Genomic DNA, 17,376 nt, shown 5'->3' with positions numbered 1-17,376 from the left:
TTCCTACATCCGTTCCGGCGCCGAAACGCCCAGCAGTTCAAGTCCGTTGGCCAAAACCTGGCTGGTGGCGTCATTGAGCCACAAGCGCGTGCGGTTGACGTCCTGGACCGGTTCATCGCCTTGCGGCGACACACGACAGGCGTCGTACCAGCGGTGGTAAGCGCCGGCAATGACCTCCAGGTGGCGTGCCACACGGTGCGGTTCGCGCAGTTCGGCCGCCTTCGCCACGATCGACGGGTAGCTGCCCAGATAGGAGAGCAGCTCATTCTCGGTGGCGTGATCCAGCAATGCCGCGTCAAAGACGGAGCGGTCCACGCCGGCCTCGGCCGCGTTACGGGCCGTGCCGCGTGAGCGCGCGTGGGCGTACTGGACGTAAAACACCGGGTTCTCGTTGCTGTTTTTCTTGAGCAGCTCCGGGTCCAACGTCAGCGGCGAATCGGCGGGGAAGCGTGCCAGGGAGTAGCGCACGGCATCCTTGCCCAGCCAGGAAATGAGGTCCTTGAGCTCAATGATGTTGCCGGCCCGCTTGGACAGTTTGGCACCGTTGACGGAAACCAACTGGCCAATGAGGACCTCGATGTTCACCTCGGGATCGTCACCCGCACAGGCTGCAATGGCCTTGAGGCGGTTGATGTAGCCGTGGTGGTCGGCGCCGAGGAGGTAGATCTTCTCGATGAAGCCGCGGTCCTTCTTTGAAAGGTAGTAGGCGGCATCTGCGGCGAAGTACGTCGGTTCTCCGTTGGCACGGATCATGACCCGGTCCTTGTCATCACCGAAATCTGTGGTGCGCAGCCACACCGCACCGCCGTCGTCGAACACGTGGCCCTGCTCCCGAAGGCGGGCCACGGCAGCCTCGATCGCGCCGGCGTCGTGCAGTTCCTTTTCCGAGAAGAAGACGTCGAAGTCCACGCCGAACTCGCCCAGCGTGTTCTTGATGTCCACCATTTGGGCTTCGTAGGCAGCGGCGCGGATCACCGGAAGCGCGGCCTCGTCGGTCAATTCACGGATGTCCGGGTGGGCCTTCAGGACTTCGTCACCCAGTTCCATGATGTATTCCCCGGGGTAACCACCCTCGGGTACCCCGCGGCCGTGGAGCCGCGACAGCACGGAATTGGCGAAGACGTTCATCTGCGAACCGGCGTCGTTGATGTAGTACTCGGCTGTGACGTCTGCGCCGGAAGCACGCAGCACCCGTGCGATCGCGTCACCCAGGGCAGCCCAGCGCGTATGCCCGATGTGCAGCGGGCCGGTGGGGTTGGCGGACACGAATTCCATGTTGATGATGTGGCCTGCGAGCGCCTGGTTGGTTCCGTAGGACGGACCGGCTTCCACGATCACCTTGGCGAGCGCCCCGGCGGCAGCGGCATCCACCGTGATGTTGAGGAAGCCGGGACCTGCGATTTCCACGCCGGTCACTCCAGGTATTTCCTGCAGGCGGTTGCTGAGGATTCCGGCGAATTCCCGCGGATTGGTGCCTGCCTGCTTGGCCAGTTGCAGGGCGATGTTGGTGGCCCAGTCTCCGTGATCCCTGTTCTTGGGTCGTTCCACTCGGACGTCGTTGGGAAGGGCAGATTCCGCCAGGGCAATTTCACCGGCGGCTACGGCGTCCTTAAGGCAGGTGGATATGGCAGTGGAGAGTTCTTCGGGAGTCACGCATCTAGCCTACCGGGGGCCCGCAAAGACGCGGAATTTGGACGGCCGTATGTGGGTAACCTGCCCACAGCGGGGACACAGGAAAGGACGCCTGCCGGCACAGGGTGAACCATTACGCTGAATCCGACGTTGTTGAAGACGTAAGAGGTGGCCATGAAGTCATCAACGATCAAACCGAATCCAGACCCATCCCAGCAGTTGAATCTTGTCCAGACGAATCTTGTCCAGTTGAAACGAGCAGAACCATGACTACGCCACTCCGCAAGACCCTCTACGCCGGCTTCGCAGGCCTCTCCATTATTGGTACGGCTGCAGCGTGCGCGCCCACCACGCAGGCCCCCTCGCAGACCCCTGCCAGCCAGAACGGCGGCCAGGAATCCACCACCAGCCCCAGCGCGTCGTCGGCTGCGTCCAGCGGCACCACCACCGGCTCCACCTACAAGGACGGCACGTACAGCGCCGACGGAACCTATACGTCTCCGAACGGCCAGGAAACAGTCGGTGTCGAATTGACCCTCGCCGGGGACAAGGTTTCGGCCGTCAACATCACCACGCACCCGTCCAACCCGAACACCAGGAAGTTCCAGGGCGAGTTCGCCAGCGGCATCGCCGCCCAGATCGTGGGCAAGGACATCGATGAACTCAATGTGTCCAAGGTGGCCGGCTCCTCGCTGACCTCGGGCGGCTTCAACGACGCCGTCCAGCAGATCAAGTCCCAGGCCAAGTAGCAGCCATGCCGCACCCGGGCTGGAGTACCTTCGGCTTTGAGGGCATCGGTACCCACTGGGACATTTCGACGCCGGAACAGCTCGCTCCGGAGGTACGGGAGGAACTGCTCGGCACGGTCGCTGATTACGACCATACGTATTCGCGGTTCAGGCCGGACTCCCTCGTCGCTGCATTGGCCAAGGCACCTGGAACCATCACGCTGCCCCGGCATGCCGGGGCGTTGCACCGGGTTTACGCCGATCTGTACCGGCTCAGCCGGGGTGCCATGACGCCCCTCGTGGGCAGCAGCCTGAACCGCTTGGGCTACGACGCGGCGTACACGCTGGTTCCCTCGGGAACGCCCGAGCCCGCGCCGCGTTGGGAGGACGTCCTTGACTGGGACGGCACCACCATCACGGCCAGTGACGCAGTGGTGCTGGACATAGGCGCAGCCGGGAAGGGACAACTCGTGGATTTGCTGGGCGGCGTGCTGCGCGAGGCCGGCCACACGGATTTCCTGGTGGATGGCAGCGGGGACATGCTGCATTCCGGCAGCCAAGCAGTGACCGTGGCGCTGGAACATCCCTACAACCCCAAGCAGGCCATCGGAACGGTCGAACTGGACAATGCCGCATTGTGCGCCTCCGCCGCCAACAGGCGCGCGTGGGGCGATGGCCTGCACCACGTCCTGGACGCGACCACCGGGGAACCCATCCAAACCACGGTTGCCACCTGGACCATGGCGGAGAATGCCCTGGCGGCCGATGCTTTGGCGACGGCACTTTTCATGGTTGAACCGGAAACGTTGGAAACCGTGTTCGACTTTTCCTGGCTCCGGGTTTTTTCGAATGGTGCCGCCACGTTCTCTGGCGGCTTTGAGGGGAGACTGTTCTCATGATTGCCGTTAAGTCGCGACTGGACACGTGGCTGGGCCGCTTCACCATGTACCGCCTGATCCTCTGGGTCCTGGGGATCCTGGTGGTGTACAGCCTGGTGCTGAATGTCCTGGGCTGGTTGACGTTCGGCATTCCCGAAATGCTGGTGCACCTGGCCTTGTGCCTGGGACTGACGTACGCCTCCAACCGCTTGTTGGCGCCGCTGTTCCGCACGCGGCCGCATTCAGAATCCTCGCTCATCACCGGGTTGTTGCTCTACTTCCTGTTCTGGCCGGCGTTCGGCGCCATGGACATGCTCGGGGTTGCCTTGGCCTGTGTGCTCGCCAGTGCATCGAAGTATGCCTTGGCCTTCCGGGGCCGGCACATCTTCAACCCTGCTGCTGCCGGGGCCTTCATCACCGGATTGACCGGGCTCAACATCGCAACATGGTGGGCGGCCACTCCGGCCATGTTGTGGCTGCTGGTTCCGGGAGTGTTCGTCGTGCTTTACCGGACGCGCAAACTCCTGATGGCCTCGGTTTTCCTGGTGGTGGCCACGGGCATCATCTTCACTGAACTGATCAGCCGCGGCATGACGGCAGGCCAGGCCCTGTGGCAGCCGCTGGCGCAACGCCCCCTGCTGTTCTTCGTGGGCTTCATGCTTTCGGAACCGCTGACCCTGCCTCCGCGCCGGTGGCAGCAACTGGCGCTTGCCGCCGTCGTGGGCCTTATCTTTGCTGTTCCATACAACCTGGGCTTCGTTGCCAACTCCCCCGAACTGGCCCTGCTGGTGGGCAACGCGTTGGCGTTCTTCCTCGGCCAGCGCGGTGGCGTGGAACTGACGTTCAAGGACTCGCGGAAGCTCACTCCTGGAACCACGGAGTTCCGTTTCGAACCACGTCGGCCGGTACGGTTTGCGGCCGGGCAGTTCATGGAACTCAACCTCCCCCATTCGGGTTCGGACGGCAAAGGACGGCGCAGGGTATTCAGCATCACCAGCGCCCCTGGCTCGCCGGAGGTGACCTTTGGAGTGGGAACTGCCGAGCCACTGTCTTCGGCGAAGAAATCGCTGCTTGCGTTGAAGCCGGGAGACCGGGTGGCCGGCACGGCCGTGGGCGGCGACTTCCTGCTGCCCCACGACGCCGGCAGGCCGGTCCTGTTGATAGCCGCCGGCATCGGGATCACGCCTTTCCTGTCCCATCTTGCGTCCGAGGCGTCCAGGGACGCTGTGGTGTTGTACCTCGCAAAGAGCCGTGACGAACTGGCTGCCTGCGAACAACTGGAGGCCTCGGGTGCCCACGTGATTGCCCGGTTGGCGGACGGTTCCACTCCTCCGGGGTTCATGCACGACGCCGGCAGCCCAAGGATCGATGCGGCGCGCCTTGCCGAGCTGGTTCCGGACATCAAGGATCGGGAGGTGTACGTCTCCGGGTCTCCGGCGAGCGTGGATTCATTGCGGGCAGCCGCGCGCGGGGCCGGGGCACGGAAGGTGCATGTGGACTCGTTCGCCGGGTACTGAGACGTTCAGGACCGCTGCGTGTTTGCCGAGGTGGCGCCCGGTTTTCCTTTGCACCGCGTGGACTGCTAAGCTCTAGGACGTCCCACCGGCAACGGAGGGAACCCCGGTTGCCCTCGTAGCTCAGGGGATAGAGCGTCTGCCTCCGGAGCAGAAGGCCGTAGGTTCGAATCCTATCGAGGGCACAGTGAATACCCCGCCAGCCAAGCTGGCGGGGTATTTTCATGCCCGCACGGGCGTTCTGCCGGAGCCCGCTGCACAGCCCGGCAACGCAAGGCAGGGCTATCAGTTCGAGGCTTGCCGGAGGCCCGCGGCCATAATGTCGGCCCCCGATCCTAGGCTGGATACAAGTTGCCCGCCAGACGTTTCCAGCCAAAGGGGTTGCCGTGTTTTGTTCAATCGTTCCGCCATACATGCTGCGCAAGCTTGCCGCCCGGAGTGAGCCGCGGCTCTGGGCCGTCGCAAGGGCTGCCAAAGAGTCCTTGCTGCATATCAAGGAACTGCAGGCCGTACGCTCGGCTCCTGCACCGTCCACACCGCCGAGCGCCCGGCAGGCCCAGCCCGGGCCACCCAAGCGGACCATCTACGACGCCGACACGTCGGAGAACCTGCCCGGCAGGCTGGTACGCAAGGAAGGCGCTGCTGCCACGGGCGATGTCGCCGCGGACGAAGCATATGACGGCCTGGGCAGCACCCACCGCCTCTACGCGGACATCTTCGGCCGCGATTCGATCGACGGCGCCGGCTTGCCGTTGGACGCCACCGTCCACTACGGCAATCTCTATGACAACGCGTTCTGGGACGGCCGGCAGATGGTCTTCGGGGACGGCGACGGTGAAGTGTTCCAGCGGTTCACCAAGTCGGTCAGCGTCATTGGCCACGAGCTCGCACACGGGGTCACGCAGTTCACTGCCGGACTCGCCTACCGCAACCAGGCCGGCGCGCTGAACGAGTCCATGTCCGACGTCTTCGGCGTGCTGGTGGAGCAGTACCTGAAGCAGGAGACCACCGCGCAAGCGTCATGGCTGATCGGCGAAGGACTGTTCACCGAGAAAGTCCAGGGGGCTGCACTGCGGTCCATGAAAGCTCCCGGCACCGCTTATGACGACGACGTGTTGGGCAAGGACCCGCAGCCCGACTCCATGGACACCTACGTCCGCACCAGCGCCGACAACGGCGGGGTGCACATCAACTCCGGAATCCCCAACCGTGCCTTCTACTTGGTGGCAGCCGAGCTCGGCGGCAACGCCTGGGGCGCCCCGGGCCAGATTTGGTACGGAACGCTGACCAGCGGCTCCCTGCCCCCTGCTTGCACGTTCGGCAAGTTCGCCAGGACCACACTGTCCACGGCGGAGGAACTGTTCGGCGCCGGTTCGGTAGAGCATGACGCCGTCCGAAAGGCGTGGGACACTGTGAAGGTGAAGGTTTAGGCCAGCCGGCGGGATTGCGCGCTCCTTGCGGTCCCGCCCCGGACTGGCTGCCTCAGGCCAGTAAACGGGAAAGCAGCCGGACATGAAGATCACCATCCAACGCAGCGGGGGCGTCGCCGCCATGACCCGTGTCTGGAGCGTGGAGGCCGTGTCCGCCGACCAAAAAGAGCGCTGGCTGCCCATGGTGGAGGCCTGCCCTTGGGAGGAAGCCAAAAGCCAGGCCCGCGCGTTGAACGAACCCGACCGTTTCATGTACTCCATCCGGGCAGGGCAACGCCGGGCTACCCTGCCCGAAAGGGCCGTGACCGGACCGTGGCAGGACCTCGTGGAATGCGCCAAGGCCGAGGGCGCCGAAACGCGTGGGCGCGTGGGCGGTCGGCGCTAGTCCCCGCCGCCTCGGACAGCCGCCAGCTCGGACAGCCGCTAGATTGCCTCGGCCAACTGCCCCCGAAAGGCCCTGCGGTAGCTCTGGGGGCTCGTATCCAGCACTTTGGTGAAATGGTGGCGCAACAGCACCGAATGCCCAAAGCCGGCCTCACGCGCAATCTCGTCGATGTTCAGTTCCGTGGTTTCCAGCAGTTCCTGTGCGCGGAGAACCCGTTGGGAGTTCAACCACGCGGCCGGCGTTGCGCCCGTTTCCGCGCGGAAGCGTCGGGCGAAGGTGCGCGGGGACATGTGGAGCCTGGCAGCAAGATCGTTCACGCTGTGCTCCTGGTCCAAATGCTCCACCATCCAGCGCAGGAGTGCCTCCATCGGCGCCGAACCGCAGGTAGGCATGGGCCTGTCGATGAATTGGGCCTGTCCGCCGTCGCGGTGCGGGGGCACCACCATGTCGCGTGCAATGGCTGCGGCCACGTTGGCCCCCAACTCCACCCGGACCAGGTGCAGGCACGCGTCGATGCCGGCGGCGGTTCCGGCGCTGGTGATGATGGTGCCGTCCTGGACGTAGAGGACATTTTCGTCCACGATCACTCCGGGGTACCGGCTGGCGAGGTCCTGGGAGTAATGCCAGTGGGTGGTGCAGCGGCGCCCTTCCAGAAGGCCGGCACGCGCCAAGGCATAGGCTCCCGAGCAGATGGACATCACCCAGGCCCCGCGCTCGTGGGCAGCGCGGAGAGCCGCATAGACAGACTCCGGCACTTCCTGGTCCCTGCCAAAGGGCGCCATGATCACCAAGTCAGCGTCCGCCGTTGCCTCCAAGCCACGATTGACGTGGAGGGAGAGCCCCGACTTCATCCGGACATCGCCGGGTTCGGGCGCACACACGCGGAAGTCGAAGGCGGGAACACCGGCTCCCCTGTCCGATCTGTCAATGCCGAAAACCTCAAAGGCAGTGCCGAACTCGAAGATGGAGAAGTCGGGAACCACTATCACGGCTACTGATGTCAACATCTCTCTATTGTGGCAGAAAATTGTTTATTTGGGTCATTTCTGCCACTGTTTTCCCAGTGCCTGCAAGAGAAGGATGGAGGCATGGAAATCTTCGGAATCATCCTCTTCATCGTCCTCATCACCGCCGTTTCAGCCACCATCGCTGCCCTCCTGAAGGACGGCCGCGGACACAACCCGCCCATCTCCTCCAAGGAACCGTGGAGCGCCTTCGAGGCCCCCAGCAGCCCCTACTGGAACCCGCGGATCTACTGAGCGGCCGGCCCCGGAACGCTGCCAATCATCCCCTCCCTGTCCCATCCATCCGACGCCCGTACGTTCACGGAGTTACTGCAGGACTCCTTGAACTGACGGGCGTCCTTCTACGCCTCCCCTGCCCTGTGCGGCACGCCGACGCGTGGGCTAGATTCTCCTCCATGATCCAAACCTCCGCCCGGCTACTCCAGTTGCTGTCCCTGCTCCAGGTCCGCCGGGAATGGACCGGCGCCGCACTGGCTGACCGCATGGGCGTCACTGAACGGACCGTGCGGCGGGACATCGACAAACTCCGCAACCTTGGCTACCCCATCCACGCTTCCCCCGGCATCACAGGTGGCTACCAGTTGGGTGCCGGCGCCCAGCTTCCACCCCTGCTCCTGGACGACAACGAGGCCCTGGCCGTAGCACTGGGGCTGAACTCTGTTGCCGCGGGACCGGTGGCAGGCATCGGCGAAGCCTCCGTCCGCGCGCTGGCGAAGCTTGAACAGGTGCTGCCCGCACGGTTGCGCCCGAAGTTCGCCATGTTGAAGGCCGCCGTAACCACGCTGCCCAGCAACGCCGCATCCGTGGACCCCCAGCAACTTACGGCACTCTCCGCAGCCATTTCCGATCGCCGTTACATCACGTTCGACTACGTGAAATCCGACGGCGATTCGGCGCGGCGCCTGGTTGAGCCCTATCGCCTGGTGGACACAGGCAGGCGCTGGTACTTGGTGGCCTGGGACGTGGATCGGGGCGACTGGCGGATTTTCCGCGCTGACCGGATGGCGTCGTTGCCCACGGAACGAAAGAAGTACGAACCACGGCCCCTTCCCGCCGAGGACTTGGCAGCCTACGTCCAGCAGTCGATCACGCGGTCTCCGTACCGCTTCGACGTCGTCGTGCGGCTGCGTGCCCCACTCACCGACGTTGCCGCCGTCGTGGGCCCGCACGCGTCCCTCACCGCGGAAGGGCCGCAGTCGACCATTCTCCGGGCCGGTTGGGACAACCTCGCCGCACCGGCGGCGCACCTGGCCGCCCTGGACATGGATTTTGAAATCATCGGGCCGGCGGAGTTCAAGTCCTTTGCCCTGGACCTGTCCCGCCGGCTTGTCGCGGCAGCGGGGATGTGACGGCGCCGCCGTTCCCGCCTGGTACCCCGCAGTAGACTGGCATCAACCATGACACTTCATATTTCCTACCCCGCCGAGCTCCCCGTCTCCGAGCGCCGCGAGGATTTGATGGCGGCCATCGCCGCGAACCAGGTGACCATCATCGCCGGCGAGACCGGCTCGGGGAAGACCACCCAGATTCCCAAGATGTGCCTGGAACTCGGACTGGGCGACAAGGGACTGATCGGCCACACCCAGCCGCGGCGGCTCGCTGCCCGGACGGTAGCGGAACGGATCGCCTCCGAACTCGGCGTGGACATCGGCGCGGAAGTCGGGTTCCAGGTCCGCTTCACCGGCGAGGTCAGCGCGGCTACCAAGGTCAAGCTCATGACCGACGGCATCCTGCTGGCCGAAATCCAGCGGGACAAGCTGCTGCGCAAATACAGCACCATCATCATTGACGAAGCCCACGAGCGCAGCCTTAATATCGACTTCATCCTCGGATACCTGAAGCGGATCCTCCCCCAGCGCCCGGACCTGAAGGTCATCATCACTTCGGCCACCATCGACCCCGAACGCTTCGCCAAGCATTTCGGCACCGAGGACTCGCCGGCTCCGATCATCGAGGTCTCGGGCCGGACCTATCCCGTGGAAATCCGCTACCGCCCGCTCTCCCAGCCAAGCGGTGACGACGATGACACCGACGACGAACTCGAAGAGGACCGGGATCCCTTGGACGCCGTCTGCGACGCCGTGGATGAGCTTGCCAAGGAGGCGCCCGGCGACATCCTTGTCTTCTTCTCCGGCGAACGCGAGATCCGCGATGCCGCCGAGGCGCTCAACAGCCGGATCCAAGGCAATCGCCGCCTGGCAGGCACGGAGGTCCTCCCGCTGTATGCACGCTTGAGCCTGCAGGAACAGCACCGGGTGTTCAACCCGGGCGGCAAGCGTCGCATCATCCTGGCCACCAACGTTGCGGAAACCTCCCTGACCGTTCCGGGAATCAAGTACGTGGTGGACACCGGAACGGCCCGCATTTCGCGGTATTCTCACCGGACCAAGGTCCAGCGGCTGCCTATCGAGCGGGTCTCGCAGGCCTCGGCCAACCAGCGCTCCGGACGCTGCGGACGCGTCTCCGAGGGCATTGCCATCCGCCTCTACTCGGAGGAGGACTTCGAGTCACGACCGCAATTCACGGACCCGGAAATCCTGCGGACCAACCTCGCGGCCGTCATCCTGCAAATGACCGCCATGGGCGTCGCCCGGAGTCCCAAGGACGTGGAAAACTTCCCGTTCGTGGAGCCGCCGGACTCGCGTGCCATTAACGACGGCGTCACCCTCCTCCGCGAACTCGGCGCCTTGAGCGCGCCCCGGCAACAAGACGCCCAGGATCAGCCGGCCACGGGCCGGGGCGGTCACCGCCGCGGCAGCCAAGGCGGCAGCGGCAGCGGGCTGACCGCCGTCGGGCAGAAACTCGCGCAGCTGCCTGTGGACCCCAGGCTCGGCCGCATGATCGTGGAGGCCGGGAAGCGCGGTTGTGTCCGCGAGGTCATGATCCTAGCCGCGGCACTGACCATCCAGGATCCCCGCGAACGACCCACGGACAAGCAGCAGCTTGCCTCGGAAAAGCACGCCCGCTTCCGCGATGAAAATTCCGACTTCACCGGGTACCTCAATTTGTGGAACTACGTGCAGGAAAAACAGCGCGAGTTGTCCTCCACGCAGTTCCGGCGCTTATGCCGCACGGAGTTCATCAACTACCTCCGGATCCGGGAATGGCAGGACCTTTTCACCCAGCTTCGGCAATTGGCGAAGCCACTGGGCATTACCTTGGACAACACCCGGGTCGCCGATCCCGTGGGGCACCACGACGGTATCCACATCAGCCTCCTGTCCGGCCTGTTGAGCCACATCGGCATCTACGACGAACGCAAGCGCGAGTACGCCGGCGCACGCGGCAGCCGTTTCGCGATCTTCCCCGGCTCGGCGCTGTTCAAGAAGTCTCCTGCCTTCGTCATGGCCGCGGAACTGGTGGAGACCAGCCGGCTCTGGGCCCGCGTGGCTGCGAAGTTTGATCCGTTGTGGGCCGAGCAAGTGGCCCCGGACCTGGTCAAGCGCTCTTACAGTGAACCGCACTGGTCATCGCGCCAGGGTGCAGTGCTGGCGCACGAGAAAGTCACCCTGTACGGGGTGCCGATCATCCCCAACCGCCGCGTCAACTACGGCCGGATCGACCCCGAATTGTCACGGGAGTTGTTCATCCGGCATGCCCTGGTGGAGGGTGAGTGGCGCACCCACCACAAGTTCTTCCACCGGAACCGCGCCCTCCTCCAGGAAGTCGAGGAACTGGAGACCCGCATGCGGCGCCGGGACATCCTGGTGGACGACCAAACGCTCTTCGAGTTCTACGATGCCCGTGTGGGCAAGGACGTGGTGTCCGAGCGGCACTTCGACAAGTGGTGGAAGGAAGCCCGCCAGTCCGACGCCACGTTGCTGGACTTCGATGAATCCTTCCTGATGACCGAGGACGCCGATGACCTGGATGACTCGGCCTACCCCAAGGTCTGGGTGCACAAGGGATTCGAGCTTCCGCTGAGCTACGAGTTCCACCCGGTGGCGCCTGGTTCGGCGCCCAACCCCTCGGATGGCGTCACGGCAGAAGTACCCGTGCTTTTCCTGAACCAGATGGAGGATGCTCCTTTCCGGTGGCAGATCCCGGGCCAGAGGGTGGACCTGGTCACCGCCTTGATCAAGTCCTTGCCCAAGCAGGTCCGGAAGAACTTTGTTCCGGCCCCGGACGTCGCGCGGCAGGCTACCGCTGCCCTTGAAGCGGACTTCGACACCGCCACGGATGAACTGGAGGCTTCCCTCGAGTTGGTCCTGCGCCGGCTGAAGGGGCACATCATTCCGCCGGGTTCGTGGAATTGGGAGGCAGTCCCCCAGCATTTGCGGGTGAGTTTCAAAGTGGTGGACAGCCGCGGCAAGGTCCTGGGCGAAGGCAAGGACCTCGCGGGCCTCCAGGAAGCCCTGGCCCCGGCCACCCGTCGCGCCATTGCAGAGTCGCTCGGAGCCACGCCGGCCACCACCCGGGCCTCGAACAAGGGTCCGGCCCGCCCTGCTGGCAAGGGTTCCCAACCGGCGCCCGCGGCTTCAAACACTCCGGCCAACGGCGCCGTTGCCGAGCGCGACGGCATCACTTCCTGGGATTTCGGCCCGGTGGAACGCCAGGTCACCAGGACCGTCAAGGGCCATGCCGTCACGGGCTTCCCCGCGTTGGTGGACGAAGGATCATCCGTTTCGTTGCGGGTATTCCAGACGCGGCAGGAGCAGGAAGCCGCCATGCGTGGCGGAGTAATCCGGCTCCTGGCCCTCCGCATTCCTTCGCCGGACCGGTATGTCCTGGAACACCTGAGCAACACGGAGAAGCTGACCTTCAGCCAGAATCCACACGGCTCGGTCAATGCCCTGATCGCCGATTGTGCCCTGGCCGCCATCGACAAGCTGACGCCCCAGGACCTTCCTTGGGACAAGGGAGCGTTCGATGCGTTGTACGAGGCTGTCCGTGCGGAACTGATCGATACGGTCTTCACCGTGACTGCCGTCGTCGAGCGCATCCTGGCCAGCACGCGCCGGATCCAGAAGCAGCTGAAGGGCAGTACCAGCCTCGCCCTGATCAGTGCCTTGAACGATATGAAGAGCCAGTTGGAGCAATTGGTCTTTCCCGGGTTCGTGGCACAGACGGGCTACGCCCAGTTGAGCCAAGTGCCGCGCTACCTGCAGGCCATGGAAAAGCGCCTCGAAAAGCTGCCCGGCAACGTCCAACGCGATGGCCTCAGCATGGCGGCGATCCAGGGCCTGGAAGACGATTACGACGATGCCGTCTCCGCGCTCCTGCCGGGACGCAGGATCGGCCCTGATTTAACCCGGGTGCGCTGGATGATCGAAGAACTCAGGGTGAGCCTGTTCGCGGTGGAGCTTGGCACAGCCTATTCCGTGTCCGAAAAGCGCATCCGGACCGTCCTCAACCAGGCCCTCGCACCGGCCTGACGGCCGTCCGGGGACTGACCGGCGGGCCTGCTCCTGAAAAAGAACCCGGTGGCGCCGAAAAAGCACCACCGGGTTAAGAGGTAAGGGATCAGTCCTCGGGCACCACGTCGCCGTGACCGGCGGAGCGGAGCGCCGCGCGCAGCTTCACGGCTGTGGCGTCCATGATGGCAGGGTCCGGGTTGTGGTCCACGTTGTGCACTTCGAAGTCGGCCATCGAATAGGCCGGCCACACGTGGACGTGGAGGTGGTCCACTTCGAAGCCCTCCATCAGGACGCCGACACGCTTGGCATCGAACACGTCTTCTTGTACCTTGCCGATCTTCTGGGCGACGTCCATGACCTTGGCCAGCAGTTCAGGGCTGGCATGGGTCCACGAGTCCACCTCTTCGCGTGGAACCACCAGGGTATGCCCGGACGTGATGGGCGCGATGGTCAGGAACGCCACCACCTCCGGGTCCTTCCACACGAAGCGGCCGGGAATCTCCCCGTTGATGATCCTTGTAAACAGCGTGCTCATGCGTCTGCCCTTTCCGAAGGTTCCTGGAGTGTTGAAGTGTCCAGCACGAACCGGTATTTCACGTCGCCCGCCACCATGCGGTCGTAGGCCTGGTTCAGTTGATCGGCTCCGACGATTTCAATATCGCTGGCCACCGAATGCGCGGCACAGAAGTCCAGCATTTCCTGGGTCTCCGCGATGCCGCCGATCAAGGAGCCGGCATAGGCCAAACGGCGCCGGATCAAGAGCCCCGGGCTCACTGGCGGCATCTCCTCCGCGGGCAGGCCCAGTTGGAAGAGCGCACCGTCCAGGCGGAGCGTCTTGAAGTACGGGTTAAGGTCGTGGGGTGCGGCAACGGTATCGATGATCACGTCGATGCTCCTGTTGGCGGCTTCCATTGCTTCGGAATCCGTGGACAGCACCACATGGTTGGCACCAAGCTCACGCGCTGCCTCAAACTTGGCAGCGGAAGTGGTGAAGACCGTGACATCGGCACCCATGGCCTTGGCGATCTTGACGGCCATGTGCCCCAGCCCGCCGAGTCCAACGACGCCCACTGCGTCGCCTTCCTCGACGTCGAAGTAGCGCAACGGGGAGTAGGTGGTGATTCCGGCGCACAGGAGCGGCGCTGCGGCCGCCGGGTCCAGGCCTTCCGGAATGCGCAGGACGAACCGGCGGTCCACCACCACCGAGGACGAGTAACCGCCTTGGGTAACGGCATCGCCGTTGCGGGGATCCTTGGCCCCGTACGTGCCAACATTTCCCCGCTCGCAGTACTGTTCCAGGCCTTCGAGGCAACTGTCGCATTCGCGGCAGGAGTCCACCATGCAGCCAACGCCCACACGGTCGCCTGGCGCAAAATCCTGCACCGCGGAACCGACCCGGGTAATCCGTCCCACGATTTCGTGGCCTGGCACCAAGGGGTACGGGGGGATGCGCCACTCGCCTCGGGTGGCATGGACATCGGAGTGGCAGAGCCCGCAGAATTCGATCGCGATCTCCACGTCGTCTTCCTTGGGCGCCCGCCGGGAAACGGTCAGCGGCACCAATCCGCTTTCCGGCGATGTGGCACCATAGGCAGCAGCGAGCAGGGATCCGGCGAACGACGGCGATGCTTCAGGGGTGATTGTTCTTCCAAGGGGCGGGGGCACAGGGCGTCCGGGGGTCATGCTTTGACGCTACTCCCGGCAGCACTGCCGGTGCCACTCGGACCGTCGAGGCGTTCCGCTTCGAAGGGTTGGTCACCCACCGCGACGGGATTCGCGTCGTTGTTCGACCATTGCGAAAACGATCCCGGGAACAACGCGGCCTCGAAGCCGGCGATTTCCAGGGCGGCAATCTGGTGTGCGGCCGTGACACCCGAACCGCAGTAGACAGCTACCTCGGATGACGCTCCGACGCCCAACTCCTCGAATCGCTCCCTGAGTTCCGCGGCGGGCAGGAACGCGCCCTCGGCGGTCACGTTGGCCGTGGTCGGCGCACTCACGGCGCCCGGTATGTGTCCGGCCCGCGGGTCGATCGGTTCCACCTCGCCCCGGTACCGCTCCCCCGCACGGGCATCGAGCAGCAGGCGTTCACCGTGCCATTGGGCAGCTTCGCCCTCGCCGATCGTCGCCATTGCTCCCTCACCCAGGGTGACCTGCCCGACGTCGGGATTCACCTCGCCTGCCTCCACGCGGTTCCCTGCCGCACGCCAGGCGGCCAGGCCGCCGTCGAGCAGGTACACCGAGGAGACCCCTGCGTTCCGGAGCATCCACCAGACCCGGGCGGCCGCCATGCTGCCGCTGTTGTCGTAAGCAACCACGGTGTCGCCGTCGTTGATGCCCCAACGCCGCGCGGCCTCCTGGAAGCGTGCCGCGGAGGGCAACGGGTGCCTGCCCAGGGACGGTTGCGCGTGGTCGGCGAGCTCGGTGGGAAGATCCACGAAAACCGCACCCGGCACGTGCCCGGCCACGTATTCGCTGTGCCCGTCAGTCCGGCCCAGGACCCACCGCACGTCCAGGAGCACAGTACGCTCTCCCGCCTCGAGGCGGTGTTGCAGCCCGGCTGCGTCGATCAGGATCGCCATCATTCTCCTTCGATATGCAGTTCCCTGCTGATGTCCGGTTCCAGCCTAGTCCGGCGGGCGAGGCTGGAACCGCCGGTAGGCTTGACCGGTGAGCAATTCGTGCATTCAGGACAGGGCCTGGGCCCACGAGGCCATCCGCAAGATCGAGGCCGAGAACAACCGATCGGCGGACACGCACCTCTACGCGGTTCCGCTGCCCGAACACTGGGGCGTGGACCTTTACCTCAAAGACGAATCGACCCACCGCTCCGGCAGCCTCAAGCACCGCCTGGCGCGGTCCCTTTTCCTCTACGGCCTGGTCAACGGCTGGATCACCGAAGGCACCACCATCGTGGAAGCGTCCAGCGGCAGCACCGCCGTCTCCGAAGCCTACTTCGCCCGGCTCATCGGACTGCCCTTCATCGCTGTGATGACCAAAAGCACCAGTGCCGAGAAGATCGCCTTGATCGAGGAGTTCGGCGGCGCCTGCCTGTTGGTCGACCATGCCTCGGAGGTCTACGCGGTTGCCGAAGAGACAGCCCGGACGTCCGGCGGCTACTACATGGACCAGTTCACTTTCGCCGAACGGGCCACGGACTGGCGCGGCAACAACAACATCGCAGAATCGATCTTCGAGCAGCTGACCCTGGAACGCCACCCGGTCCCGGAATGGATCGTGGTGGGCGCCGGGACCGGCGGGACCAGCGCCACCATCGGCCGGTACCTGCGCTACAACCGGCACAGCACCCGGCTGGCAGTGGTGGATCCGGAGAACTCAGCTTTCTACCCGGCCTGGCGGGACGGAACTGCCGGGACCGCTACGGGCTTGCCCTCCCGTATCGAAGGCATCGGCCGCCCCCGGGCCGAGCCAAGCTTCGTCCCGGCGGTCATCGACCACATGATCCAGGTCCCGGACGCCGCCTCCGTTGCGGCCATGCGGCACCTGGAAAAACTCACCGGCCTGCACGCGGGACCGTCCACGGGCACCAATCTGTGGGGCGTCTGGCAGCTGGTTGCGGAGATGGTGGCCGAAGGCAGGACGGGCAGCATCGTCTCGCTGATGTGCGACGCGGGCGACCGCTACGCGGGCAGCTATTACGACGCCGGATGGCTGGCCGGCAAGGGACTGGACCCGACCGCGTTCGAAACCGTCCTGGACAGGTTCCACGAGACCGGGCTCTGGAACTCCGGGGCCTAGACCTCGACGCTCTCGCGCGCAGCCAGTGATGCGTACGTGGTTCCGTACCGCGCACCGATGCGCGTCACATGGCCCTCAACCAGGCCACGGCCCAGGTCGTTGAGCAAGGCATCGTGGACGGGGAATGCCTGCGGCGCACGGACCGCGATCACGAAGTCCACCACTTCGCCCACCTTGGACCACGGCGCATGGATGGGTACCAGGAGTGTCTTGACATCGATTCCGTCCGGTACCACGAAGGAATCGCCCGGATGGAACACGTTGCCGTCCACGAGGTAGCCGATGTTGGAGACCACCGGAATCTGGGCATGGATCAACGCGTGCTGCCCACCAAAGGTCCTGACGTCGAATCCGGCCGCTTCGAAGGCCGAGCCGGGATCGACGGCATGGATGCGGTCTGCCACGTTTCCGGCGGACGCCTCCTCCGCGGCCTTCTTCACCGTGTTGGCCACCCCTGCCGGGGCATACAACTCCAGTCCTCCGTTGGCTTCCATGGCCTCAAGGACCGCAGGCTGATCTATATGGTCGCCGTGCTCATGGGTGATAAGTACTGCCTGCGCCCCCTCCAAGGCTTCCTTCGATTCGGAAAACGTCCCCGGATCAATGACCAGGACGTGGTTGTCCTTTTCCAGGCGGACACAGGCATGCGTGTACTTGGTGAGCTTCAT

At 64.7% G+C, this 17,376-nt stretch carries 15 protein-coding genes and 1 tRNA gene; 10 read left to right on the top strand and 6 right to left on the bottom strand.

What is annotated here, in order from left to right:
• Positions 1 to 3: 3 nt before the first annotated feature.
• On the bottom strand, positions 4 to 1,653 hold the full coding sequence (gene argS, locus ACIPY3_RS03595; RefSeq protein ID WP_400330185.1) for an arginine--tRNA ligase: 1,650 nt from the start codon (positions 1,651 to 1,653) through the stop codon (positions 4 to 6).
• A gap of 245 nt (positions 1,654 to 1,898) precedes the next feature.
• Here argS and ACIPY3_RS03590 point away from each other — a divergent pair, with 245 nt between their 5' ends.
• The 6 genes from ACIPY3_RS03590 (at position 1,899) to ACIPY3_RS03565 (ending at position 6,567) form a co-directional block, all read left to right on the top strand.
• The gene (locus ACIPY3_RS03590) at positions 1,899 to 2,381 is read left to right on the top strand and encodes a hypothetical protein (RefSeq protein ID WP_400330182.1); all 483 of its coding nucleotides are present in this window, start codon (positions 1,899 to 1,901) and stop codon (positions 2,379 to 2,381) included.
• A gap of 5 nt (positions 2,382 to 2,386) precedes the next feature.
• Positions 2,387 to 3,259, top strand: a complete 873-nt coding sequence (locus ACIPY3_RS03585) for an FAD:protein FMN transferase (RefSeq protein WP_400330179.1) — start codon at positions 2,387 to 2,389, stop codon at positions 3,257 to 3,259.
• A complete protein-coding gene (locus ACIPY3_RS03580) occupies positions 3,256 to 4,755 on the top strand; it encodes an FAD-dependent oxidoreductase (protein WP_400330176.1) in 1,500 nt (499 codons plus the stop codon). The genes ACIPY3_RS03585 and ACIPY3_RS03580 overlap by 4 nt, the downstream gene beginning before the upstream one ends.
• Positions 4,756 to 4,864: 109 nt before the next feature.
• Positions 4,865 to 4,937: transfer RNA gene (locus ACIPY3_RS03575), tRNA-Arg, on the top strand.
• 228 nt (positions 4,938 to 5,165) lie between these two features.
• Complete coding sequence (locus ACIPY3_RS03570; RefSeq protein ID WP_400330620.1) at positions 5,166 to 6,182, top strand: M4 family metallopeptidase; 1,017 nt, start codon at positions 5,166 to 5,168, stop codon at positions 6,180 to 6,182.
• A gap of 82 nt (positions 6,183 to 6,264) precedes the next feature.
• On the top strand, positions 6,265 to 6,567 hold the full coding sequence (locus ACIPY3_RS03565) for a protealysin inhibitor emfourin (RefSeq protein ID WP_400330173.1): 303 nt from the start codon (positions 6,265 to 6,267) through the stop codon (positions 6,565 to 6,567).
• Positions 6,568 to 6,605: 38 nt separating this feature from the next.
• On the opposite strand, the gene ACIPY3_RS03560 is transcribed toward ACIPY3_RS03565, so the two are convergent.
• Positions 6,606 to 7,574 (bottom strand): GlxA family transcriptional regulator, encoded by a 969-nt coding sequence (locus ACIPY3_RS03560; RefSeq protein WP_400330170.1) that lies wholly within the window; start codon positions 7,572 to 7,574, stop codon positions 6,606 to 6,608.
• Positions 7,575 to 7,655: 81 nt separating this feature from the next.
• Here ACIPY3_RS03560 and ACIPY3_RS03555 point away from each other — a divergent pair, with 81 nt between their 5' ends.
• The 3 genes from ACIPY3_RS03555 (at position 7,656) to hrpA (ending at position 12,967) form a co-directional block, all read left to right on the top strand.
• Positions 7,656 to 7,826, top strand: coding sequence for a hypothetical protein (locus tag ACIPY3_RS03555; RefSeq protein WP_397322377.1), 171 nt, complete (start codon positions 7,656 to 7,658; stop codon positions 7,824 to 7,826).
• A gap of 161 nt (positions 7,827 to 7,987) precedes the next feature.
• Positions 7,988 to 8,941: a helix-turn-helix transcriptional regulator gene (locus ACIPY3_RS03550; protein ID WP_400330167.1), complete on the top strand. Its 954-nt coding sequence runs from the start codon at positions 7,988 to 7,990 to the stop codon at positions 8,939 to 8,941.
• 48 nt (positions 8,942 to 8,989) lie between these two features.
• Positions 8,990 to 12,967: an ATP-dependent RNA helicase HrpA gene (gene hrpA, locus ACIPY3_RS03545; RefSeq protein ID WP_400330165.1), complete on the top strand. Its 3,978-nt coding sequence runs from the start codon at positions 8,990 to 8,992 to the stop codon at positions 12,965 to 12,967.
• A gap of 88 nt (positions 12,968 to 13,055) precedes the next feature.
• Here hrpA and ACIPY3_RS03540 read toward each other — a convergent pair whose 3' ends face one another.
• From ACIPY3_RS03540 to ACIPY3_RS03530, 3 genes are read right to left on the bottom strand one after another with little or no spacing between them, the layout of a single operon-like run.
• On the bottom strand, positions 13,056 to 13,484 hold the full coding sequence (locus tag ACIPY3_RS03540) for an HIT family protein (RefSeq protein ID WP_400330163.1): 429 nt from the start codon (positions 13,482 to 13,484) through the stop codon (positions 13,056 to 13,058).
• On the bottom strand, positions 13,481 to 14,632 hold the full coding sequence (locus ACIPY3_RS03535; RefSeq protein WP_400330161.1) for an NAD(P)-dependent alcohol dehydrogenase: 1,152 nt from the start codon (positions 14,630 to 14,632) through the stop codon (positions 13,481 to 13,483). Before ACIPY3_RS03535 ends, ACIPY3_RS03540 begins: the two co-directional genes overlap by 4 nt.
• Positions 14,629 to 15,531: a sulfurtransferase gene (locus ACIPY3_RS03530; RefSeq protein WP_400330617.1), complete on the bottom strand. Its 903-nt coding sequence runs from the start codon at positions 15,529 to 15,531 to the stop codon at positions 14,629 to 14,631. The genes ACIPY3_RS03535 and ACIPY3_RS03530 overlap by 4 nt, the downstream gene beginning before the upstream one ends.
• 88 nt (positions 15,532 to 15,619) lie before the next feature.
• Here ACIPY3_RS03530 and ACIPY3_RS03525 point away from each other — a divergent pair, with 88 nt between their 5' ends.
• Complete coding sequence (locus tag ACIPY3_RS03525) at positions 15,620 to 16,708, top strand: PLP-dependent cysteine synthase family protein (RefSeq protein WP_400330159.1); 1,089 nt, start codon at positions 15,620 to 15,622, stop codon at positions 16,706 to 16,708.
• On the opposite strand, the gene ACIPY3_RS03520 is transcribed toward ACIPY3_RS03525, so the two are convergent.
• On the bottom strand, positions 16,705 to 17,376 hold the full coding sequence (locus ACIPY3_RS03520) for an MBL fold metallo-hydrolase (protein WP_400330157.1): 672 nt from the start codon (positions 17,374 to 17,376) through the stop codon (positions 16,705 to 16,707). The two genes, ACIPY3_RS03525 and ACIPY3_RS03520, sit on opposite strands and share 4 nt — an antisense overlap.

Origin of the sequence: Paenarthrobacter sp. NPDC089714 (genome assembly GCF_044748905.1) — a bacterium.
GTDB lineage: Bacteria > Actinomycetota > Actinomycetes > Actinomycetales > Micrococcaceae > Arthrobacter.
The sequence above is the reverse complement of the archived record's forward strand: the minus strand, read 5'-3'. Positions and strand labels throughout refer to the sequence as shown.